The 22,173-nt window shown below is 62.5% G+C and carries 24 protein-coding genes, 1 tRNA gene and 2 pseudogenes; 19 read left to right on the top strand and 8 right to left on the bottom strand.

Going from position 1 to position 22,173, the window contains the following annotated elements; genetic code table 11:
- The first annotated feature begins 159 nt into the window (after nt 1-159).
- The 11 genes and pseudogenes from BG842_RS18575 to BG842_RS18625 form a co-directional block, all read left to right on the top strand.
- Complete coding sequence (locus tag BG842_RS18575) at nt 160-567, top strand: NADH-quinone oxidoreductase subunit A (RefSeq protein ID WP_007978281.1); 408 nt, start codon at nt 160-162, stop codon at nt 565-567.
- On the top strand, nt 564-1,268 hold the full coding sequence (locus tag BG842_RS18580) for an NADH-quinone oxidoreductase subunit B (RefSeq protein ID WP_026177672.1): 705 nt from the start codon (nt 564-566) through the stop codon (nt 1,266-1,268). Before BG842_RS18575 ends, BG842_RS18580 begins: the two co-directional genes overlap by 4 nt.
- Nucleotides 1,265-2,920: an NADH-quinone oxidoreductase subunit D gene (locus BG842_RS18585; protein WP_007978285.1), complete on the top strand. Its 1,656-nt coding sequence runs from the start codon at nt 1,265-1,267 to the stop codon at nt 2,918-2,920. Before BG842_RS18580 ends, BG842_RS18585 begins: the two co-directional genes overlap by 4 nt.
- Nucleotides 2,921-2,966: 46 nt before the next feature.
- Nucleotides 2,967-4,010 carry a complex I subunit 1 family protein gene (locus BG842_RS18590; protein WP_069451943.1) on the top strand — a complete coding sequence of 348 codons (1,044 nt, stop codon included), beginning with the start codon at nt 2,967-2,969 and terminating at the stop codon, nt 4,008-4,010.
- Complete coding sequence (locus tag BG842_RS18595; RefSeq protein WP_007978289.1) at nt 4,007-4,468, top strand: NADH-quinone oxidoreductase subunit I; 462 nt, start codon at nt 4,007-4,009, stop codon at nt 4,466-4,468. The genes BG842_RS18590 and BG842_RS18595 overlap by 4 nt, the downstream gene beginning before the upstream one ends.
- Nucleotides 4,469-4,524: 56 nt before the next feature.
- Nucleotides 4,525-4,791 carry an NADH-quinone oxidoreductase subunit J gene (locus tag BG842_RS18600; RefSeq protein WP_007978292.1) on the top strand — a complete coding sequence of 89 codons (267 nt, stop codon included), beginning with the start codon at nt 4,525-4,527 and terminating at the stop codon, nt 4,789-4,791.
- Entirely contained in the window at nt 4,788-5,159 is a 372-nt protein-coding gene (locus tag BG842_RS18605) for an NADH-quinone oxidoreductase subunit J (protein WP_069451944.1), read from the top strand. Before BG842_RS18600 ends, BG842_RS18605 begins: the two co-directional genes overlap by 4 nt.
- Complete coding sequence (nuoK, locus tag BG842_RS18610; protein ID WP_007978296.1) at nt 5,159-5,461, top strand: NADH-quinone oxidoreductase subunit NuoK; 303 nt, start codon at nt 5,159-5,161, stop codon at nt 5,459-5,461. The genes BG842_RS18605 and nuoK overlap by 1 nt, the downstream gene beginning before the upstream one ends.
- Nucleotides 5,462-5,463: 2 nt before the next feature.
- Nucleotides 5,464-7,491: an NADH-quinone oxidoreductase subunit L gene (gene nuoL / locus BG842_RS18615; protein WP_069451945.1), complete on the top strand. Its 2,028-nt coding sequence runs from the start codon at nt 5,464-5,466 to the stop codon at nt 7,489-7,491.
- Nucleotides 7,492-9,033, top strand: a complete 1,542-nt coding sequence (locus BG842_RS18620; protein ID WP_069451946.1) for a NuoM family protein — start codon at nt 7,492-7,494, stop codon at nt 9,031-9,033.
- Nucleotides 9,033-10,298: pseudogene (locus BG842_RS18625) on the top strand (proton-conducting transporter membrane subunit); the annotation flags it as partial. The gene BG842_RS18620 and the pseudogene BG842_RS18625, both read left to right, overlap by 1 nt.
- Before the next feature lie 29 nt (nt 10,299-10,327).
- Here the strand turns inward: BG842_RS18625 and BG842_RS18630 are convergent.
- The 5 genes from BG842_RS18630 to BG842_RS18650 form a co-directional block, all read right to left on the bottom strand.
- Entirely contained in the window at nt 10,328-11,173 is an 846-nt protein-coding gene (locus tag BG842_RS18630) for a right-handed parallel beta-helix repeat-containing protein (RefSeq protein ID WP_069451947.1), read from the bottom strand.
- Between the two features lie 78 nt (nt 11,174-11,251).
- On the bottom strand, nt 11,252-11,959 hold the full coding sequence (locus tag BG842_RS18635) for an ABC transporter ATP-binding protein (protein WP_069451948.1): 708 nt from the start codon (nt 11,957-11,959) through the stop codon (nt 11,252-11,254).
- Entirely contained in the window at nt 11,959-12,792 is an 834-nt protein-coding gene (locus tag BG842_RS18640; RefSeq protein WP_069451949.1) for an ABC transporter ATP-binding protein, read from the bottom strand. The genes BG842_RS18635 and BG842_RS18640 overlap by 1 nt, the downstream gene beginning before the upstream one ends.
- A complete protein-coding gene (locus BG842_RS18645) occupies nt 12,789-14,102 on the bottom strand; it encodes a branched-chain amino acid ABC transporter permease (protein WP_069451950.1) in 1,314 nt (437 codons plus the stop codon). The genes BG842_RS18640 and BG842_RS18645 overlap by 4 nt, the downstream gene beginning before the upstream one ends.
- Nucleotides 14,099-15,043: a branched-chain amino acid ABC transporter permease gene (locus BG842_RS18650; protein ID WP_175424213.1), complete on the bottom strand. Its 945-nt coding sequence runs from the start codon at nt 15,041-15,043 to the stop codon at nt 14,099-14,101. The genes BG842_RS18645 and BG842_RS18650 overlap by 4 nt, the downstream gene beginning before the upstream one ends.
- Before the next feature lie 381 nt (nt 15,044-15,424).
- Here BG842_RS18650 and BG842_RS18655 point away from each other — a divergent pair, with 381 nt between their 5' ends.
- The 7 genes from BG842_RS18655 (at nt 15,425) to BG842_RS18685 (ending at nt 20,427) form a co-directional block, all read left to right on the top strand.
- Nucleotides 15,425-16,624, top strand: coding sequence for a phosphoglycerate kinase (locus tag BG842_RS18655; RefSeq protein WP_069451952.1), 1,200 nt, complete (start codon nt 15,425-15,427; stop codon nt 16,622-16,624).
- Nucleotides 16,625-17,101, top strand: coding sequence for an N-acetyltransferase (locus BG842_RS18660; RefSeq protein WP_069451953.1), 477 nt, complete (start codon nt 16,625-16,627; stop codon nt 17,099-17,101).
- Between the two features lie 17 nt (nt 17,102-17,118).
- Nucleotides 17,119-17,192: transfer RNA gene (locus BG842_RS18665), tRNA-Thr, on the top strand.
- A gap of 219 nt (nt 17,193-17,411) precedes the next feature.
- Entirely contained in the window at nt 17,412-18,899 is a 1,488-nt protein-coding gene (gene dacB, locus BG842_RS18670; protein WP_254663299.1) for a D-alanyl-D-alanine carboxypeptidase/D-alanyl-D-alanine-endopeptidase, read from the top strand.
- A 202-nt stretch (nt 18,900-19,101) separates the two neighbouring features.
- Nucleotides 19,102-19,491, top strand: coding sequence for a hypothetical protein (locus BG842_RS18675; protein ID WP_232423723.1), 390 nt, complete (start codon nt 19,102-19,104; stop codon nt 19,489-19,491).
- A 36-nt stretch (nt 19,492-19,527) separates the two neighbouring features.
- On the top strand, nt 19,528-20,037 hold the full coding sequence (locus BG842_RS18680; protein ID WP_069451955.1) for a macro domain-containing protein: 510 nt from the start codon (nt 19,528-19,530) through the stop codon (nt 20,035-20,037).
- A 39-nt stretch (nt 20,038-20,076) separates the two neighbouring features.
- Complete coding sequence (locus tag BG842_RS18685) at nt 20,077-20,427, top strand: YbjQ family protein (RefSeq protein WP_069451956.1); 351 nt, start codon at nt 20,077-20,079, stop codon at nt 20,425-20,427.
- A gap of 299 nt (nt 20,428-20,726) precedes the next feature.
- On the opposite strand, the gene bcp is transcribed toward BG842_RS18685, so the two are convergent.
- The 3 genes from bcp to BG842_RS18700 all read right to left on the bottom strand — a co-directional run bounded on the left by bcp (nt 20,727) and on the right by BG842_RS18700 (nt 21,684).
- Nucleotides 20,727-21,179: a thioredoxin-dependent thiol peroxidase gene (gene bcp / locus BG842_RS18695; RefSeq protein ID WP_069451957.1), complete on the bottom strand. Its 453-nt coding sequence runs from the start codon at nt 21,177-21,179 to the stop codon at nt 20,727-20,729.
- A 39-nt stretch (nt 21,180-21,218) separates the two neighbouring features.
- Nucleotides 21,219-21,389, bottom strand: coding sequence for a hypothetical protein (locus BG842_RS30120; RefSeq protein ID WP_175424212.1), 171 nt, complete (start codon nt 21,387-21,389; stop codon nt 21,219-21,221).
- 73 nt (nt 21,390-21,462) lie between these two features.
- Nucleotides 21,463-21,684, bottom strand: a complete 222-nt coding sequence (locus tag BG842_RS18700; protein WP_018128750.1) for a helix-turn-helix domain-containing protein — start codon at nt 21,682-21,684, stop codon at nt 21,463-21,465.
- Nucleotides 21,685-21,833: 149 nt separating this feature from the next.
- Here BG842_RS18700 and BG842_RS18705 point away from each other — a divergent pair.
- A pseudogene (locus BG842_RS18705) lies at nt 21,834-22,173 on the top strand (hypothetical protein); the annotation flags it as partial.

The following is a 22,173-nucleotide window of genomic DNA, read 5'->3' on the forward strand; positions in this document are numbered from 1 at the left end:
CAGTACATTCATTTCGTCGGTGAGAAAGGGTGCGTTACTGAATAGAAAGCGTCAGTTGCCGGAATGCAGGCGGGAGCGGCGCTGTCCGGCCAGAATCTCAAGAATCAACGCTTATAGGGGTGCGCTCACAAAACACCGCCTGCTAGGAGAAAACCGGTAATGAATCCATGGGTAGCCATTGGCGCGCTAGTGCTGGTGGGACTCGCCATACCATTCAGTATGATGGCTGTGTCGAGTCTCCTCAGACCGAGCGTGCCTGAACAGGGAAAATCCGCCACCTACGAGAGCGGTGAAATTCCAACCGGGACGACGCGCATTCGGTTCAACATCCAATACTACATGGTTGCGCTGCTGTTCGTCGTCTTCGACATCGAGACGGTCCTCATCTTCCCTTGGACCGTCATCTATCGCAACGCTATCGACAGCGGCGTCAGCCTTGCGACGGTGCTCGTCCCGATGTTGGTTTTCATCGCGGTTCTCGTCGTCGGGCTCGCGTGGGCCTGGCGCAACGGAGCGGTGCGGTGGGTTCGTAGCCCCCGCGGAACGCAACGGAGTATGGAACAATGAGCAACGAACCACGGGAATACATACACGGTAGTACAGCCCCCCAGACGAAGACCCGCGAGGCTCGGATGGGCGAGGGTGTCGATGACCGCTTCAACTCGAAACTCCGTGAGGCCTTCGGCGCGTCGCCGTTCATCCTCACGAAGTTCGACAAGTTCATGAACTGGGTGCGGGGGTCGTCGATGTTCATGCTGCAGTTCGGTATCGCGTGCTGCAGTATCGAGATGATGCACACCTACGCGGTGAAACACGACTTGGACCGCTTCGGGTCCGGCGTCCCGCGTGCGTCGCCGCGGCAGGCCGACGTGATGATCGTCCCCGGGACGGTCGTCTCGAAGTTCGCGCCGCGGATGAAGCGCGTCTACGACCAGATGCCCGAACCCAAGTTCGTCGTGAACATGGGGTCGTGTGCCATCAGCGGCGGCCCGTTCCAGGAAGGATACAACGTCATCAAGGGCGCAGAAGAGGTCATCCCCATCGACATTCACGTCCCCGGATGCCCGCCGCGCCCCGAGGCACTCGTCTACGGCGTCGTCAAGCTCCAAGAGCGCGTCGCCAACGGCGAGACCAGCCCGGTGACGGTCAAGCCCTACGAACTCGAACAGTTCGGGGACCTGGAACAGGACGAACTGGTAGACACGCTCGCCGACAGAATCGACGAGGACTCGCTCGTCATGCGCTACAACTGGGCTGATTCACCATGAGTTCGCAACGAGAAGTACCGGCAGCGCAGGAACTCGACGGCGACCAGCTCGCCGCGCTGCTCGGTGACCACGTTATCGGCCGCGAGGAACATCTTAACGCGCCGGGATTCGTCGTTCGACCCGACGAAGTGCAGGACGCACTGACAATCCTGCGCGACGAGGCCGGATTCGACCACCTCTCGATGGTCACGGCACAGGACTACGAGGACCGCTACGAGAGCGTCTATCACCTGAAGAAGTACGCCGACCCGACCCAAGAGGTGAGCGTCGTCGTGCCGACGCCGACCGATGCGCCCGCGAGCCAGACCGCGGAACCCGTCTACCGATCCGCCGACTGGCACGAGCGGGAGGCCTACGACCTCGTGGGCATCGACTACGACGGTCATCCGGACCTTCGTCGTATCCTCCTCCCCGAGACGTGGCAGGGCCACCCCCTGGCGCAGAACTACGACCAAGACCGGCCACAAATCGTCTCGTTCGAGGAGCACAAGAACCCGATTCAGGACGACCACTACGACGCGGATTCGGACACGATGTTCCTGAACATCGGGCCGCACCACCCGGCGACCCACGGTGTGTTGCACCTGAAGACGACGCTCGACGGCGAGCAAGTCGCCGACGTCGACCCGGACATCGGCTACCTCCACCGCTGTGAGGAGCAGATGGCCCAGAACGGGACCTACCGGCACCAGATCATGCCGTACCCCGACCGCTGGGACTACGCGTCCGCCGGGCTGCTCAACGAGTGGGCCTACGCGCGCGTGGCCGAAGATTTGAACGACCTCGACGTGCCCGAGTACGCGCAGATAATTCGGACGATGGGTGCCGAACTCTGCCGTATCGCATCGCACATGCTGGCGCTGGGGACGTTCTGTCTCGACATCTACGGCGACTTCACTGCTATCTTCATGTACGCGATGCGCGACCGCGAAATCGTCCAGAACATCCTGGAGGACCTGACCGGTCAGCGCATGATGTTCAACTACTTCCGCCTCGGCGGCGTCGTCTGGGACATCCCGGAACCGCGTCAGGACTTCTTCGACAAGATTCGGGACTTCCTCGACGACCTCCCGCCGACGCTGGAGGAGTACCACGACCTCATCACGAGCAACGAGCTGTTCCAGATTCGGACCATCGGAACCGGCGTTCTCGAACCCGAGGTCGCCAAACAGTACGGCGTCACCGGTCCCGTCGCTCGCGCATCGGGCATCGACTACGACCTGCGCCGCGACGACCCCTACGGCTACTACGACCAACTCGATTGGGACGTCGTGACCGAGGACGGCTGTGACAACTACGCGCGCCTCCTCGTTCGGATGCGCGAAGTCGAGGAGTCGGCGAAGATCATCGACCAGTGTGTCGACCTGCTCGAAGACTGGCCGGAGGACGAACGCGAAATTCAGTCGAACGTCCCCCGGACCCTCAAACCGGACGCGGACACGGAAACGTACCGCGCGGTCGAGGGCGCGAAAGGGGAACTCGGCATCTACATCCGCTCGGACGGGACGGACAAGCCCGGCCGATTCAAGATTCGAAGTCCGTGTTTCTGCAACCTCTCCGCGCTCGGTGAGATGTCCAACGGGGAGTACATCCCCGACCTCGTCGCCACGCTCGGCAGCCTCGACGTGATTCTCGGGGAGGTCGACCGATGAATCCCGTTCCGCTGCAGGGACGGGAACGGTCCTTCTCCCCGAACAGATAGCGCGTGCGCTGGGCGGCAACAACCCCAGCGCGCCGATAGAGCTGCTCTCGGCGCTCATCGCGGCGGCCGTCATCGGCACCATCATGCTGACGATGACGGCGTTCGCGGGGCCGTGGGCGAAACGGAAAATCACCGCCGCGTTCACCGACCGTATCGCGGTCAATCGTGTCGGGCCGTTCGGCCTGTTCATCATCGTGGCCGACGCGGTGCGGCTGCTGTCGAAAGAACTCATCATCCCGGAAGGTGCGGACCGTCCGGCATTCGACCTCGCGCCCGTCGTCATGGCGGGTTCGGCGCTGCTCGGTTTTGCGGTCATTCCGATGGGTTCCCTTTTCGGCATCAATCTGCAACTCGCTGACCCCGAGACGGGACTGGCGTACGTGTTCGCCGTCGCCTCCATCGCCACGCTCGGACTGACGATGGGCGGCTACGCGTCGAACAACAAATACTCACTTCTCGGTGGCCTTCGCGCGGTGGCACAGAACATCGCGTACGAGATTCCGCTCGTCGTGACGGCCGCATCGGTCGTCCTCTTCACGGGGACGCTCCAGATGAGCCAAATCGTCGCCCAACAGCAGGAGACGCTCATCACCATCGGCGGCATCGCTATTCCGTCGTGGTACGCGTTCGTGAACCCGTTCGCGTTCGTGCTGTTCCTCGCGGCGAACCTCGCGGAAGTCGGGCGGAACCCGTTCGACACCCCCGAGGCACCCACCGAAATCGTCGCCGGATACCAGACGGAGTACTCCAGCGTGTACTTCGTGCTGTTCTACCTCGGCGAGTTCATCCACATCTTCCTCGGCGGTGCGATCATCGCCACGCTCTTCCTCGGTGGTCCGTCCGGCCCCGCTTCGGGTTCCATCGGATTCGTCTGGTTCACCGTGAAGATCTGGGCGGTGTTCCTGTTCACGCAGTGGGCGCGTTCGGCGCTTCCGCGCGTGCGCATCGACCAACTCATCGAAATCGGTTGGAAGGGCATGCTCGTGCTCTCGTTCGCCAACCTGGTTCTCACGGCCATCATCGTGGGGGTGGTGCTATGATCGGACTACTCAAATCGATGGCAACGACGATGAAACACGCACTGGGCGGGACGACGTTCACGGTCGAATACCCGGACGTCGCACCCGAAGTAAGCCCACGCTTCCGTGGGATTCACAAGTTCAGCCAAGAGCGCTGCATCTGGTGTCGCCAGTGCGAGAACGTCTGTCCGAACGACACGATTCAGATCGTTCAGGACGACCAGCGCAACGGCGAACAGTACAACCTCCACGTCGGCCAGTGTATCTACTGCCGACTCTGTGAGGAAGTGTGCCCGGTCGACGCCATTCTGCTCACCCAGAACTTCGAGTTCACGGGTGACACGAAAGACGACTTGGTATACAACAAAGAACAGTTGAAGAACGTCCCCTGGTACAAAGACATCGACCCACTCGAATCGCGCGAACCGGACCGTAGCGCGTGGATAGGAGAGGGCGAAGGAGCAGTCGATTACCAGTAATCACGCCCGTCTCGAAATCTTAAAAGGGCGTTTACCCAAACCCAAAGGTGACTGAAATGGCATATGAAATGATCGCGTTCGCGTTGTTCGCCATCCTGACGGTGGCGAGTAGCGTGGGCGCCGTCCTGGTGCGGGACGTGTGGCATTCGGCGTTGTTGCTCGGCGCTTCGTTGCTGAGCTTCGCCGCCCATTACGTCATGTTACAGGCGGAATTCGTTGCGGCGATGCAGATCCTCGTCTACGTGGGCGGGGTTCTCATCCTGATAACGTTCGCCGTCATGCTCACACGTCGTTCAAGTACAGAGGAGGTGACTAACGCATGACATCACGGCCACGAATGCGTGACCCAAGCACGATGCTTCCCGGCGTCGTCGCGGTGGCGCTGTTCGCCATCCTCGCTGTGGTGTTCCTCGGCGCGTCGTTCGGCGACGCAGGTGGCTTCGGAGCCGGAGCCAACATCACGGCGAGCATCGGCTACGCGATGTTCAACATCGGAAACGTCGGCGGTGACGCTCTCGTCCAGAGCGAGGGATTCCTCGTCGCGTTCGAGATTATCGACCTCGTGCTCGTCGCGGCGCTGGTGGGTGCAGTGATGCTCGCCAGCCGTGACGACGGCGAAAGCGGCGACAATGGAACGTCGTCGGCGGTCATGGCGGACGGCGGTCGAAACGCGGGAGGTGACGAGGAGTAATGGTACCAGTCGAATACTACCTGTTGCTCTCCGCCGCCGTGTTCTGTTCGGGGCTGTTCGGTATCTTGACCCGGAAGAACGCGCTGATGTTCCTCATCAGCGTCGAGCTGATGCTGAACGCGGCGAACATCAACCTCGTCGCGTTCTCCAGCTATCACGGCAATCTGACCGGGCAGACGTTCAGCCTGTTCACGCTGGCGCTCGCCGCCGCGGAAGTCGCAGTGGGAATCGGTATCATCCTCGTGCTGTATCGTAACTTCAACGACGTGGACGTGACCCAAGCGACGACTATGAGGTGGTAACAATGGCGGCAACAGCATTCCAACTGGCACCGGTAATCGCACTCTTGCCGTTCGTATCGTTCCTGATCGCACTGTTCGGCGGCGAGTACGCCCGCAAGATGCTACCCAAGGGTGGCGCGATTCCGGGCATCGCCGCGACGGCCGGGTCACTCCTCCTGTCGCTGTGGGTCTTCCTCACGGTGTCGGGTGGCGAATCCTACCACGAGACCATCGTGTGGGTCGAAGGACTCGACACCTTCAACCTGCACTTCGGCATCTTCCTCGACCCGCTGTCGGCAATGATGCTCGTCATCGTCTCGCTGGTCGCGTGTCTCGTGCACATCTTCAGCCTCGGCTACATGAACGACGAGGGCGAAACCGGCCTCCCGCGCTACTACGCCGGTCTCGGCCTGTTCACCTTCAGCATGCTCGCGTTCGTCTTCGCGGACAACCTGCTGATGGCGTTCATGTTCTTCGAACTCGTCGGGCTGTGTTCGTACCTGCTCATCGGGTTCTGGTTCCGCGAACCCGGCCCACCGAGCGCAGCGAAGAAGGCGTTCCTCGTCACCCGCTTCGGTGACTACTTCTTCCTCATCGGCGTGGTGGCGGTGTTCGCCACCTTCGGCACGGCGCAGTTCACGGGCGACCACTCGTTCGTGCACATGGCCGAGCAGGCAATTGCGGGCGAGGGCGGAGAGGTGACGACCCTCTTCGGTCTCGACCCGAAGATGTGGTTCAACATCGTCGGCCTGCTCGTGTTGGGCGGCGTGGTCGGGAAATCGGCGCAGTTCCCGCTCCACACGTGGCTTCCCGACGCGATGGAAGGCCCGACGCCCGTTTCCGCGCTGATCCACGCGGCGACCATGGTCGCGGCGGGTGTCTACCTCGTCGCGCGCATGTACGGCTTCTACGCCCTGCTCCCGCAGGTGCTCGCCATCATCGCGTTCATCGGCGGCTTCACGGCGCTGTTCGCGGCGACGATGGGCGTCGTCAAACGCGAAATCAAACAGGTGCTCGCGTACTCCACCATCTCCCAGTACGGGTACATGATGCTCGCGCTTGGGTCGGGTGGCTACGTCGCGGCGACCTTCCACCTGATGACTCACGCCTTCTTCAAGGCGCTCCTGTTCCTCGGAGCGGGGTCGGTCATCATCGCCATGCACCACAACGAGAACATGTGGGACATGGGCGGCCTGAAAAAGCGCATGCCCGTGACCTACTGGACGTTCCTCGCCGGGTCGCTCGCGCTCGCGGGAATCGTCCCGTTCGCCGGGTTCTGGTCGAAAGACGAAGTGCTCTACGAGGCGCTCGTCCACGGTCTCGGCGGCAACCCGCTCCTCCTCGGAGCGTACGCGATGGGTCTCATCGCGGTGTTCTTCACCGGATTCTACACCTTCCGGATGGTCTTCCTAACCTTCCACGGTGAACCCCGGAGCGACACCGCGCGGAGCCCGCACGGCGTGCGCTGGAACGTGAAGTTCCCGCTCGTCGTTCTCGGTATCCTCGCCACCGTCATCGGTCTCGTCAACATGACGCCGGTGGCGGAACTGACGGGTGCTCACATCGAGTTCCTCCACACGTGGCTCAACGGACCGGTCGGCGCGACCGGTGCTCACCACTACGAGGAACTCATCAACCGGTTTGCCTACGGCGAACCGGCGGAGTTCTCGGGACTCGTTTCGAGCGGCATCTCGCTCGCGTTCGCACTCGCCGGTCTCGGACTGGCGTGGGTGCTCTACAACGTCCCGCAACCCGTCGAGCACACCGACAAGTTGGGCAGCGTGAAGACGCTCCTGTTCAACAACTACTACCAAGACGAGTATCAGGTCTGGCTCGCGAACGGCGTCACGCTCCCCGTCTCGCGCGCGGCGGACAAGTTCGACCAAGGCGTCATCGACGGCGTGGTCAACGGCGTCTCCAGCGTGAGTCTGTTCGGCGGCAGCCGAGTGAAGCGGATTCAGAGCGGCATCGTGACGAACTACGCGCTCATGTTGGTGCTCTCGTTCGTCGTCCTGCTTCTCGTCTTCGGCTTCACGGGAGGTTGGTTCTAGATGATAGTCGAAGCACTTCTCGCGGTTACCTTGGTGAGCGCGTTCGCGGTGTTCCTTGCGCCCGATAAAATCGCAGGGAAACTCGCGTTCGTGCTGAGCCTGCTCCCCGCGGCCGGGAGCATCTGGATGTACAGTGCCTTCGACGGTAGCGGGAACGCCCTCTTGTCGGGCGGAACCCTCGCCTTCGAAGAGACGTTCAAGTGGGCCACGTTCGGCCCCTACGCGCTGAACTGGCACGTCGGCCTCGACGGCATCAGCATGCCGTTGTTGGTGTTGACGACGGTGCTCACGCCGCTCGCGATTCTCGCGGCGTGGACGCCGATTCAGTCCCGACAGAGCCAGTTCTTCGGTCTGATGCTCTTCATGGAGATGAGCCTCCTCGGCGTCTTCTCGGCGCTCGACTTCTTCATCTGGTTCATCTTCTGGGAGATGGTGCTGGTTCCGATGTACTTCCTCATCGGCATCTGGGGCGGCCCGCGGCGCAAGTACGCGGCGATCAAGTTCTTCGTGTACACCAACGTCGCCTCGCTGCTGATGTTCATCGGGTTCATCGCCCTCGTCTTCGGACTGGGCGATTCCATCACATCGCTCGATATGCCCGTCATCGCGCAAGCGTTGAACGACGGGCAGTTGGGAAGCCTCGGTGGCGTCGGCGCGGGCACGCTGAAAGCGCTCGCGTTTTTCGCGATGTTCATCGGATTCGGCGTCAAGGTCCCGATTGTCCCGTTCCACACGTGGCTGCCGGACGCCCACGTCGAGGCACCGACGCCGGTGTCCATCATGCTGGCGGGCGTCATGCTGAAGATGGGTACCTACGCGCTGCTCCGATTCAACTTCACCATGCTTCCCGGCGTGGCGAAGGATTACGCGTTCATCATCGCCCTCGTGGCGGTCGTGAGCGTCATCTACGGTGCGCTCCTCGCGTTGGCACAGTCCGACCTGAAGCGTATCGTGGCGTACTCCTCGGTGTCCTCGATGGGGTACGTCATCCTCGGACTCGTCGCGTTCAACATGTACGGCGTCGGCGGTGCGACCTTCCAGATGGTCGCCCACGGTCTCATCTCGGGACTGATGTTCATGGCGGTCGGCGTCATCTACAACACGACGCACACCCGGATGGTCTCGGACATGTCCGGGCTGGCGGACAAGATGCCGATTACGGTCGCGGTGTTCGTCGCGGGCGCGTTCGGCTACATGGGCCTGCCGCTGATGGCTGGCTTCGCGGCGGAGTTCTTCATCTTCGTCGGGGCCTTCCACTCGACCGTGCTCGCGGGCAACGCGCTCGCGCTGTTCACGGGAGCGGCGATGTTCGGCATCGTCATCGTGGCTGGCTACCTGCTGTTCGCCATGCAGAGAACGCTGTTCGGGCCGTTCCGGCTCGAAACCGACTACGAGGTCGGTCGCGCGTCGTTCCACGACGTCGCGCCCCTCGTGGTCCTCATCCTGCTGGTCATCCTGCTGGGTGTTCAACCGAACATCTTCTACCACATGATTCAGGATGCCGTGGGTGAAATGGCACTCCTCGCCGGAGGTGGTGCCTGATGGCGGCATTCGCGTGGCCCGACTGGGCCGCACTCGCGCCCGCCATCGTCCTCGGCCTGACGGCGCTGCTGTTGCTGGTCGTGGACAGCATCTACCCGCACACGCGGGACAACCCGATTCTCGCGGGTATCTCGACGCTCGGTGCGGTCGTTGCAGGCGGTCTCGCGGCGTGGTTCATCACCTCCGGAACGGGCGAGAACCCGATTCCGCTGTACGGGAACGCGATGGTCGTCGACACGATGAGCCTGTTCTTCGTGCTCATCTTCGCCAGCGTCACCGCGCTGGTGAGCATCGCCAGCTACGATTACCTGAAGGGTAACTCCTATCAGGCGGAGTACTACACGCTGGTCGTCCTCGCGGCGACCGGGATGACGCTGATGGCGAGCTCGAACAGCCTCGCCACGGTGTTCATCAGCCTCGAACTGGCCAGCCTCCCGTCCTACGCGCTGGTCGCGATGCTGAAGAAGAACCGCGGAAGCGTCGAGGCGGGTCTCAAGTACTTCCTCATCGGCGCACTCTCGTCGGCCATCTTCGCCTACGGTATCAGCCTCGTGTACGGTGTCACCGGACACCTGCAGCTGGACCTCATCGCCACCACGCTCGGCCAAGGGTTCAGCGGGCTGGGCGGCGTGCTCGGCGTCGGCGTGCTGATGGTGGTCGCTGGCTTCGCGTTCAAGACGGCCTCCGTCCCGTTCCACTTCTGGGCACCGGAAGCGTACGAAGGCGCACCAGCGCCGATTTCGGGCTTCCTCTCGTCGGCTTCGAAGGCCGCCGGGTTCGCAGTCGCCTTCCGCGTGTTCGTCACCGCGTTCCCGTTCGCACTGGTTTCGGGAACCATCGACTGGGTGCTGGTCTTCCAGATTCTCGCAGTCGTCACGATGACGCTCGGGAACTTCGCGGCCGCCACGCAGGACAAGGTGAAACGGATGCTCGCGTACTCCTCGATCGGACACGCGGGCTACGTGCTCATCGGACTGGCCGCTCTCTACGGCGGTAACAACAGCGGTGTGCTGAGCGGTGCGATGCTCCATCTCTCTCAACACTACATCTTCCGCACCGCGCCGAGCGACCTGCTCCAAGGCGGCGTGATGGCACAGGTCGCCGGTGAGCGCATCGGCGCGCAATCCGCTGCGACGCTGTACGTGAACAACGATTACGGCCAGCAACTGTCGAACCAGTTCGCACAGAAGTTCCAGCAGGACCAAGGCGGCAGCGTCACTAATCAGGTGGCGTTCAACAAAGGGGAGTCGTCGTACTCCTCCGTCATCCAACAGGCGCTCGGCTGAGCGCGCCGCTACGTCCGATTTTTGTGCGTCGTCCCCGACGCGTCGTCGCTCGTCCAGTTCCCACGAGTCCCGACCAACCGGTTGTCGCTCTCGTTCGAGCGCGCCACGACCGCCGCTCCGTCGGGATTCGAAAGCGTCGCGTTCCGTATCTCGTTGTTCCGTGAATCGACGAGCAGGAGGGCTTCGTCGGTCGAACGAACGACCGCATCCGTGACCCGTCCGTTCCGGTCTCCGAGCAACGCGATGCCGGTTTTGCTCCGTACGACTGAGGCGTTGCTCACTGTCACGTCTCGGGAGTCGGCGACGAACAGGCCGACCGAACTCATATCCCGGACGACGCCGTTCGAGACGACGCTCCCGTCGGAGTCGCGCACGAAAATCCCGGTGAAGCCGTTCGTCGCCGTCACGCGTTCGACTCGCGACGCCGGCGAGTCGGAAACCGTCACGCCGTCCCCGGTGTGCCACGTCGTCACGTTCGTCACGGTCCCCCCGCGGGCCCCCTCGTATCGAACGCCGAACGTCCAGTTGACGGCCGTCAGGTCTCGTACCGTGACGTTCCGTCCCGTCACCGCGATACCCGTCGTGTTCTCCCGAAACGTGTGCCCGTCGATGACGTGTCCGTTCCCGTCGAGAACCACGTCGGCGGCGGTGATTCGAACGCACGACTCCGCGCGCTCGTCGATGTCGGCGGTGAGAACGTAGCGCCCTGAATCACGTATCACCGAACAGGAATCGAGGCGAGTCGGCGGGTCGTCGAAGGCGGGCGTGGCGGGTGTCGGAATCCCGAAAACGAGCACGAACGCGGCCACGACCGCAACCGCGAGCACCGGGGCGACCCACCGTGAACGCGCCATGGATGCAACACGCACCGCTCGTGCTTGTCGGTTGTGGCGAAGCGAGGTGAAGAAACGAGCGGAAGACGAGGGAGCGGACTATCCGCCGAGGAACTCCTGTCGAACCTCGTCGTCCGCCAGCAGCGCGTCCCCGGTGTCCATGAAGCGGTTGCCGCCCTGCACAAGCACGTAGCCGCGGTCACAGCGCCGCAGGGCCTCTTTTGCGTTCTGTTCGACCATCAGGATGGCCGTCCCGCTCTCGTTGACCTCGTCCACCTTGTCGAACATCTCGGCCACGAGGTCGGGGGCCAACCCCGCGCTGGGTTCGTCCAGCATCAGCAGGTCGGGGTCCAGCATGAGCGCGCGGCCCATCGCCAGCATCTGCTGTTGTCCGCCGGACATCGTGCCCGCCTTCTGGTCCCTGCGCTCGTCCAGAATCGGGAACCGGTCGAACACCTCAGCGAGGGCGTCTTCGGGCACCTCGTCGAGGATGTACGCGCCCATCTCCAAGTTCTCCTGCACGGAGAGCGTCGGAAACACGTTGTCGGTCTGCGGCACGTAGCCGAGGCCGAGGTGGATGATGTCCTCCGGCGCGTCCCCCTGAATCTCCGCCCCGTCGAACGTGACGGTCCCGCCCATGTATGTCGTCAACCCGAAGACGGACTTCATCACGGTCGATTTCCCGGCCCCGTTCGGGCCGACGATGGTGACGTACTCGCCGTCCTCGACGCGCATATCGACGTTGTTCAGGATTTGCAGGTCCTCGCCGTATCCCGCATCGAGTCCGTCCACTTCGAGGAGCGCCATCAGATTTCCTCCCCGAGGTAGGCGTCGATGACCTGTTCGTTCGAACGGATGGCCGCGGGTTTCCCCTCGGCAAGCACTTTGCCTTGATGCATGACGATGACGTGTTCGCAGTTGTTCATGATGACGTCCATGTCGTGTTCGACCAACAGGAACGTGTAGCCGCGTTCACGGAGTTCGTGAACGTGTTTGAGCAGTTTCTTCTCCAGCGACGGGTTGACGCCCGCGAGCGGTTCGTCCAGCAGGACCATCTGCGGGTCGGTCATGAGCGCCCGCGCCATCTCCAGCAGTTTTCGCTGCCCGCCGGAGAGGTTGCCCGCGTACTCGCTCGCGAGGTGGTCGATTTCGAAGAACTCCAGCATCTCCCACGAGCGTTCGAGCATCTCCTCTTCCTGCTCCCGAACGTCGCCCCGCAATCCGGGCGTCACCGACCGCCAAAGCCGTTCGCCCTCCTGCCCTTTCGGGGCGAGCATCATGTTCTCCAAGACGGTCATCTCGGAGAGTTCGCGGGCTATCTGGAACGTCCTGACCATGCCGCGGTCGGCTATCTGATACGGCTGGAGTCCCGTGATCTCGTCGTCGTTGAAGTACACCGCGCCGCTGTCCGGTTGATAGACGCCCGTGATGAGGTTGAACGTCGTGGACTTCCCCGCGCCGTTCGGGCCGATGAGGCCGGTGAACGATCCCTGTTCGACGGAGAACGTCGCGCCATCGACCGCCGTGATGCCGCCGAAGGTCTTCCGGAGGTTCTCGACGCGAAGCGGCGTCTCGCTCAGGTCCGTCACCTCGTTTCCGATGTCGAGCGTCTCGGTTTCGGCCGTCTCGCTCGCGGTCATTGCTCCTCACCTCCGTCCGCCGCGGGCGTCGGTTTCGCTTCGCCGGAGCCGCCGCCGGGACGCGAGAGCGGGATGCTCGCCGCCTCCTCCTTGCGGTGGCCGAGGACGCCCTCGGGCCGGTGTTGCATTATCCAGATGAGGACGGCCCCCATGATGACCAACTGAAGCGCGTTGATGTTGTTGATGATGTACGCGACCATCGGTGTGATGTGGCCGTTGAACAACGGGCCGACCGCATCCGCGAACGTGTTCGGCGCGCCGGACACGTTGTACACCTGCCGGATGATGTTCTTGAGGTAGAGCGGTCCCTGATACAGCAATCCGGCGAACACCGCCGCGCCGAGGACGCTCCCAGTGTTCGACCCGGCACCGCCGATGATGAGGGCCAACCACACGAAGAACGTCACCTGCGGCTTGAACGAGGTCGGCGTGATGGCACCTTGGCGCATCTGCCAGAGGATGCCCGCCAGCCCCATCAGCGCACAGCCGAGCATGAACGACTTGATCTTGAACACGTCGGTGTTCTTTCCGAGGGAGTTTGCCACCTCCTCGTCCTCGCGGATGGCCTTGAGCACGCGCCCGAACGGCGATTCGCCGGTCCGATTCATCAGCCAGTAGAACGCCGCCACGAATCCCATCAGGATGACGGCGTAGGTCAGCGAGTTGAGCACCGGTCCGATGGACCCGCCGACGAGCGGATTGAGCGCGTCTTCTAGCGCGCCGTACGGGGCGCTGTCGAACAGCGGTTGGAGCGGGTCCTCGAAGTTCAACAACAGACCACGACCGCCGCCGGTTCCGAGCGTCTTACCGAACAGCGTGAACGTCTGGAACTGGTCCGACATCACGATGAAGCGGATGATCTCGGAGGTCGCGATGGTCACGATGGCGAGGTAGTCCGCCCGCAACCGGAGCGCCGGAAGCGCGACGAGCAACCCGAGAATCGCCGCCGCGAGCATCCCCGCGAGGATGCCGACCCACAGCGGGAGGCCGAGACCGGAGACGGTCGCGGCACCGGCGGTCGCGCTCGCGGGGGGTTTCGAGACGATGGCCATCGTGTACAAGCCGACCGCCATGAACCCCGCGATGCCGATGTTGAACAGGCCCGTGTATCCCCAGTGGAGGTTCAACGCGAGCGCCAACATCCCGTACACGCCGATGAGGAACGTGAGGCGTGCGAGGGAGTTCAACTGGCCACGGAGCGAGTAGCCGAGCGCCGACCCCGCCAAGAGGTACAGCACGTAGATGGCCAGCAGTACGCCGAGGATGAGCATCGTGTCGTTGATCTCGAAATCGCGGATGCTCGAATTCATGCGGTCGTCCTCCCGGCGAACAGACCCTGTGGCTTGAACAGCAAGATGAGGATCATCATGCCGAACGCGGCGGCGCGGCCGAAGGCGCTCGGAATCCATATGATGGAGAGGTTCCACGTCAGCCCGATGACCAACCCACCCAGAATCGCGCCGTAAATCGACCCGATACCGCCGAGGATGACCGCGGCGAATATCGGGAGCAAGAGGAGCCACCCGAACTGGAAGACGATGGTTCCCTTCCAGAGCACCAACAGGTAGCCCGCGATGCCGGTCAGACCGCCGCCGATGATCCACGTCCAGCGGATGACGCGCTCGGTCGGAATGCCGCTGATGCGGGCCAGGTCCTCGTTGTCGGCCATCGCGCGCATCGCCTTGCCGAGCTTCGTCCGCTGCAACAGCAGGTGGACGCCGAGCATCAAGCCGACCGTGCAGACGAGGAGCGTCAGGTCGTGTGCCGTCACGCGGACGGTTCCGTCCCAGAGCAACAGGTTCCACTTGGGGATATCCTGTAGCGCCGTCGTCCCGCGGTTCTCGGTCGAGAAGACGAACACGATGAGGTAACGGAGCACGAACGCCACGCCGACGCTCGTGATGAGGAGCGAAATCCCTTCCGCGTCCCGCATCGGTCGGTAGACGATACGGTCGATGAGGAGCGCCAGTACGACGGTGCTAACACCGGCGAACACCAGCCCCAAGACGACCGCTATCGGGGTCGTCGCGATGGTGATACCGAGACTGCTGGCGTAGACGGAGCCGCCCGCGCCGACCAGCAACAGCCCCGCGATGTTGTTGCTCCCCAACCCCGCGATGAGGTACGTAACTGCCCACCCCGAGAACGCGCCACTCGTGATGTAGTCTCCGTGCGAGAAGTTTGCGAAATTCAGTATGCTGTACGTCATCGAAAGCCCGATTCCGGCGAGACCGATGATGAGCCCCCGCATGAGGCCGTTCCACACGAGTGACCCTACGTCGGAAACCAGTAGGTCGCCGGACAGCAGCCGATTGATGAAGTCGAAAACGAGGAGTACCCCGACCAGTCCGACGACCACCAGCAGCGGTCGTTCGACGATGAGGCGACGTCCACGTGAATAGGTCTCATTTACGCCGTTCATTGATAACTCTCCACACGATAACCGGTTCCGGTAAGACTATTAAACCTTTCCGACAGAGCGGTCCAGCGAATTCCAGTAACGGCGGCATACTAACAGCTCTCGGAGAGGAATGTGGAGAAAAGAAATAACCCGTCTATTTACTCGAAAACGTGTTTATTTCCAGCACGGATTACCGACACACATATGCCGGGCGGTGTTGCAGGCACACGTATGCCCATACAGACCCTTGACGACCTCGCCGTCCAAGGGACGACCCTCGGCGTGCGCATCGACATCAACAGTCCGTTGACCGACTCCGGTGAGCTCGCCGATGACGCGCGTCTGTTGGCGCACGTCGATACCCTCTCGGAGCTGTTGGAGCGCGGCGGAAAGGTCGCGATCCTCGCCCACCAGGGTAGACCCGGAAGCGACGATTTCGCCGGGCTCGGCGCACACGCGGAGCGATTGGACGAACTGCTCTCCTTCCCGGTTTCTTACTGCGATGCGACGTTCTCCGCTGACGCGCGCCGCGCCGTGACGAACCTCAACGAGGGAGAGGCGGTGCTCTTGGAGAACACCCGCTTCTACAGCGAGGAGTACATGGAGTTCCCGGCGGAACAAGCCGCCCAAACCCACCTCGTGGACCGCCTCGTTCCCGTCCTCGACGCCTACGTCAACGACGCGTTCGCGGCCGCACACCGCTCACAGCCCTCCCTCGTCGGATTTCCGACCCGGCTACCGGGCTACGCCGGGCGCGTCATGGAGCGCGAAGTGGACGTGCTCGGCGACATCGAATCGACGCCGCGCCCGCGAACCTACGTGGTCGGCGGCGCGAAGGTTTCCGACTCCATCGCGGTTGCGAAAAACGTGCTGGAGCGCGACCTCGCGGACCACGTGCTGACGGCCGGTGTCGTCGGGAACGTCTTTTTGTTCGCCGACGGCGCGGACCTCGGCGACGCCAGCGCGGACTTCATCCACGACGAGGGATACTGGGATTACATCGACGACGCCGCCGAACTGCTCGACACGCACGGCGACCGAATCCATCTCCCGAAGGACGCCGCGGTCGAACGGGACGGCGAGCGCGTCGAACTCACCCGCGAGGAGTTCCCGCCGAACGAAGACGAGGGTGCGATGGACGTCGGCGACGTTACCATCACCGCCTACTCCGAAATCCTCCGCGATTCCGGAACCGTCATCCTCAACGGCCCCGCTGGCGTGTTCGAGGACGACACCTTCGCCACAGGCACCCGCAAGATGTACACCGCGGCCGCGAACGCCGAGTTCAGCATCGTCGGCGGTGGCGACACCGCGGCCGCGATTCGGAAGTTTGACCTCGGCGGGTTCGACCACGTTAGCACCGGCGGGGGCGCGTGTCTTCGGATGCTCACCGGCGACGAACTCCCGGCGTTGCAAGCGCTGTCCCAATAGATGGTTACGATAGAGGCCGCGACCAGCGCGGACATCGACCACGTTACCGACCGCTGGGTCGAACTCGCCCGCGACCAGCGCGACCACGGGTCACACCTCCTCGCGGAGGAGAACCGCGGTGCGGTCCGCGATTCGGTCGCGCGCCACGTCATCGAAGACGACCTGCTCGTCGCCCGAGACGAGGGTATCGTGGGATTCGTGATGTTCGAACTGGAGACGGGTCTCTATCGGCACTCGACCACTCGCGGAATCGTCCAGAACATCTACGTCGAACCCACGTCGCGGAACGAGGGCGTCGGGTCGGCGCTCCTCGACGCCGCGGAGGAAAAACTCCGAGAGCGGGGCGCGGAGGTGCTGTCGCTCGAAGTGCTGGCGCGAAACGAGAACGCCCGCAGACTGTACGAAAACAGAGGCTACGAACCACATCGAATCGAGATGGAAAAATCGGACGAAAACGATAACCACTCAAAGGAGTAGCGACAACTGGCAGTTGCGCCAAGGGAGCTTGGGTGGTTCAAGCACTCGATTTGTAATCGAGAATACGTGGGTTCAAATCCCACCCTTGGCTTTCTATCTGCGCCAATTCGGTGCGGAGAACACTCGACTTTTGTGAAATTTATCGACGCTCGAAGCAATTCCTTCCCAATCGAGATAGAAATCGTTTCGGCGATTCGCTTCGAAGCGGGTCGCTACGTTCGTTTTTGCCAACGTTACACTACCAAAGCAAGTTTTTACCTAGCACAAGAGGGCGTGAATATTTACCAATAATTAAAAAATAAACTACGAGATGAGAGATAAAATTTGGCAGTTGGACAGGCGGACGATGCTCGGAGTGACTGGAACCGTCGGCGCGAACGCGATGCTCGGCGATACCGCGCTGGCAAATCGAACGGAGGACGACGATGAGACGGGGAAATCGGGGTGCTCCGCAGTGGAGCGGTTACTCGAACGCGCATCCGAGAAGTTCCCCGGCGGTATCGTCTCCGTGTGCGCGAAGGAGGCCGGGGCGGACGGCGACGTCCTCGCAAGTCACCAGGCGGACACGGTAGTCAAACCGGCATCGAACACGAAGCTGCTCACCACCGCATTGGCGTTCGAACACTTGGGACCCGACGAACGCTTCGAAACGAGCGTCGTCGGCGACGGGTCGATGACCGGAAATCAACTCCATGGCGACCTCGTGCTACGCGGTACCGGCGACGTGTTGTCCACCGCCGACCTCGAACGATTGGCAGAACAGGTCGCAGAAAGAGGGGTGAAAACGGTTCACGGCGACCTCGTGGCCGATATCACCGCGTTCGATACCTCGGGGTACGGTCCCGTCTTTTCGGTTCGCGGTCCCGGCTATCCGGAAGGGTGGACGTGGGAGGACCCGCAGTACTCCTACGGCGCGCCGAGTTCGACGCTCGCACTCCACTGGAACAAGGTGTCCCTCACCGCCAAGCGAACCGAGGACGGTATCGACCTCGCCGTCGAACCGAATTCGGAGTTCGTCACCGTCGAATCGTATCTTTCCACGACATCCGAGGGGGCAAACGGCTACTTCTACACCTATCTCGACCGGGTGAACGGCACCATCTACGCCATCGGCGAACTGCCACCGGGATACGAGGAGACGGAACTGGCACCCGTGATGCGACCCGACGAACACGCGACCGCGGTGTTCAGGGACCGCCTCGCGGACGCAGGCGTCTCCGTCAAAGGTGATGTCGTCCTCCAAACGGAACAAACGGAGCGAGAGGCGGCGTTCGAGACGAGCATCGAATCCGAACCGCTCCGCGAGACGACCGGTCCGATGCTGTTGTACTCGAACAACGTCGATGCCGACCAACTCGCATTGATGACGGCCCGCCGTGCGCTCGATGACGGGTCGTTCGACGCGTGGACGGAGCTAACCGGCGCCTACTTCGAGAGTTTGGGTTCTCCCGCAACCGTTTTCCGGGACGGCTCCGGGCTCTCGCAGTTCAACCTCGTTTCGGCGGCGGACATGGTTTCCCTGCTCGAATGGATACGGAAGAAGCCGTGGTCGGAGACGCTCATCGGGTCGCTTCCGACGCCGGGCGAGGGGACGCTCGCGTATCGGTTGCGGGACGTGGACGTTCCGATTCACGCGAAGACGGGAACGGTTCGCGGAACACGTGCGCTTTCGGGTGTCATCGAGCGGCCGACGGACCCGGACGTACTGTTCTCTATCCTCATGTCGAACGTGACCGTCGGACTCGGCGATGCTCGCAACTATCAGGACGATTTGGTTCGTGCGCTCATCGACGTGTAACCGTTGTCGCCGACGAATTCGGTGACCAGTATGCCCGGATTTACGGGGACCTATTCCGACTGTGCGTCTCACGACACGACCGCCCGTGGACATGATTAGCGACCGCTTAACGCCGCATTCCGCATTGTGAACTGTTGCTCGCCGTTCCTGCCAACACAATTATCGGACGGTTTTATACTGCCTCCGAGCCTGTTCCTTTTCCATGAGTCGCACCCAGAGTGTCCCCCTCTGGATGGCGTCGCCCGAGGAGTTCCAGAGTACGCTCAAGATGGTACTCAGTACGGCGTACAAAAACGACCGCCGGTTCGACCGAGCATGGACGTTTCGCTATCCTGACGACACACCGGATTTGATGGCGGAGATAACCCACCTCGAAAAGGGTGGGACGAAAGAGATAACGAACCCTCCCCAGCCGACGAAGCCGCCCGAGCAGGCCGTTCTCAAGGACTTCCGCGACGTGCTCGGCGACCTCTTGTTGAAGGGGTACCGTCGGGGAATCGACTTCGACCGAGCGTGGACGTTCCGCTACCCGGACGCCGAGCACCCCGACCTGATGGTCGAAGTGACCTACCTCGAAGAGCAGATCGACTGACCCGAAAATTTTGTTCGAGAACCGCGTAGCGGGGATATGGAGTTCAGCGTGATTCAGGGCGATATCGCCGCACAGCGTGCTGACGTGCTCGTCAACGCCGCGGGAACCAGCCTCCGGATGGGCAGCGGCGTCGCCGGGGCTCTCCGCCGTGGCGCGAACGGGCCGATAAACGAAGAAGCGATGGAGAGGGGACCGGTCGAACTCGGTTCCGTCGCGGTCACCGACGCCTACGAACTCGACGCCGAGTTGGTCGTTCACGCGGCGGCCATGCCACACTACGGGAACGGACGGGCGACGCCCGAGAGCGTCCGAGACGCAACCCGAAACGCGCTCCGCGAAGCCGACGAGCGGGCAGCGGGGTCAGTGGTGCTTCCCGCGCTCGGATGCGGTATCGCGGGATTCGACCTCCGAGAGGGCGGTCGAATCATCTGCGAGGAAATTCACCGCTTCGACCCCGAGTCCCTCGAAGACGCGCGCCTCATCGCCTACAGCGACGAGGAGTACGAAACGCTCCGTGAGGTTGCCGCCGCTGTCCGCTCGGGCTAACCAGCAGGATTATGATTCGCGGCTGAAAAGAACCGACCGATGACCGCGTTCAGCTACCACGACGACGAGATATTGGTGACGACGAGCCACACCGTTCCGGGACGGGAAATCACGGGCCACCACGGCGTGGTCGTCGCCGACGTGACGCCGGGACGAAACATCGGGAAGGACATCGCCGGTGGGTTGCGCGACATAGTTGGCGGACGCTCCAAATCGTGGGAGAAGACTCTCGAAGAGAATCAGGAAACTGCCCTCGACGAACTCGTCGAGGAGGCGAAATCGGTCGGTGCGGACGCGCTAGTCGCGGTTGACATCACCGACGAATCCCTCGGCGGGCAGGGCGGAATGATGAACATCAAGGCGTTCGGAACCGCGGTTTCGACTCGCTGAGATTGCTTAAGAGCCGTTTAAATCCACGTCCTCACCCGCGTCCCCGCCCCCGATTTCGATAGTTGCGGCGGTTTCTATCGCCTTCAGGCCGTCGAGTTCGCACAGGTCGGCCACAGCGGGTTCCGGGAGGACGACGCGAAGCGTCTCGAATTCGAGTTCCTCGACGACCTCGCCGCCGAGGTCTTCGACGCGGGCGGTGGTCGTTTCTACACTCTCGTCGGCGAGTCAGAGGAGAAGCGTGGCCAACTCGTCGGACATCGGGTCGTCGCGCATGGCACGGACGGGGTGTGAAAGGTACGTCATTCGAGGGTTTCGAGGAGTTCGTCCGCGTGTCCGTCCGGCGAGACGTCCTCGAAGACGGCTTCGACGGTCCCGTCTGGAGCGACGACGACCGTGTTTCGAAACACGCCATCGAAGGTCTTCCCGAACATGTTCTTTTCGCCGTAGGAGTCGTAGGCGCTCGCAACCTCGCCGGACTCGTCGCTGAGGAGGTCGAACGGCAGGTCGTATTTGTCGCGGAATTTCACGAGGTCGGATACCGGGTCGTCGCTGATTCCGAGGACTGGAACGCCACGCGCCTCGAATTCGTCCCACGAATCGCGGAAGCCACAGGCTTCGGTGGTGCAGCCGGGCGTGTCCGCCCGGGGGTAGAAGTAGACGACGACCGTGCTATCGAAGTCGGCGAGCGAGACCGTCTCGCCGTCTTGATTCGGCAGTTCGAACGGAGGTGCCGGTTGGCCGGGTTCGAGCATGAGATGGCTTCGAAGCGAGCGACCAACTGCGTTGCGGTGTCACTCGCCGACGACGACGAACGTTCGTCCGCCCTTGCGTTCGAGGTGGACGGCACCTTCCTCGGCCGAGGTACGAACGTACGCGGCGACTTCGCTGGCAGACAACCCGGAGACGTCTGCCGAATTCCACGGTCGTACTGTCGACTCCTGCGCGCTCATTTCGACGTTCATGTCCGAAGGTTGTCCGGTCAGATAATGGAGGCAAGCCTAGCGCAGTGAAAGTGAACGTGAAGCGATTCCGGAGTCAGGCGGCGAGCGTCAGGGCTTCGCCGTCTTGGCGGACGAGTCCGCGCTCTCGAAGCGTTCGAATGATGGTGTACAGCGTGATTTTCGGCAGGTCGAGACCCGTCTGGAGTTCGTCGAGCGTCGCCCCGCCCGTCGTCGCGAGCGAGAGATAGACCAGTTTGGCGCGCGGCGAATCCAGTTCGTCCGGCAACGGTGCGAGAGGCGTTGTTTGGACACTCATGTTGGTATGCTGGTCCAGACATTCGACGATAATAAAATTATCCTACGACAATCGTCGAAATTGGTCGGAATAGTCGTTTCTTGGAGAGGTATTCTCACCGAGGTAAACTGCCGGTGATTTTATGTAACGAGCCGTGGTAGGCGTGGGCAATGAGTCCAGCGCGGGACGATTCTGACCCGGAGGGCCGAAAGGTCATCTCTCCCGAAGAACTCGACATCGAGGACAGCGAGAACGTCGTCGCGCTGGACGATGGCCGGTTCGTCATCGGCGCGTCCGGGAGGCCGTCCGTGCCCGACGACCCGGGGCCAGTGACGACCGGCGAACCGACCGCCGACGCGGACCCCGGTGTCGACCCGGCGAGTCCGAAGAAATCGCCGTCAGCGACGGACTCCCCGCCCGCCATCGACCCGGCGTCGTCACCGGACAGTCCGAGTCAATCCGCGCCATCGGACGGGGAACCCAACATCGATTCCCAAGACGTCCGCGAAT

The sequence above is a fragment of the Haladaptatus sp. W1 genome (assembly GCF_001723155.1).
GTDB classification, from domain to species: domain Archaea; phylum Halobacteriota; class Halobacteria; order Halobacteriales; family Haladaptataceae; genus Haladaptatus; species Haladaptatus paucihalophilus.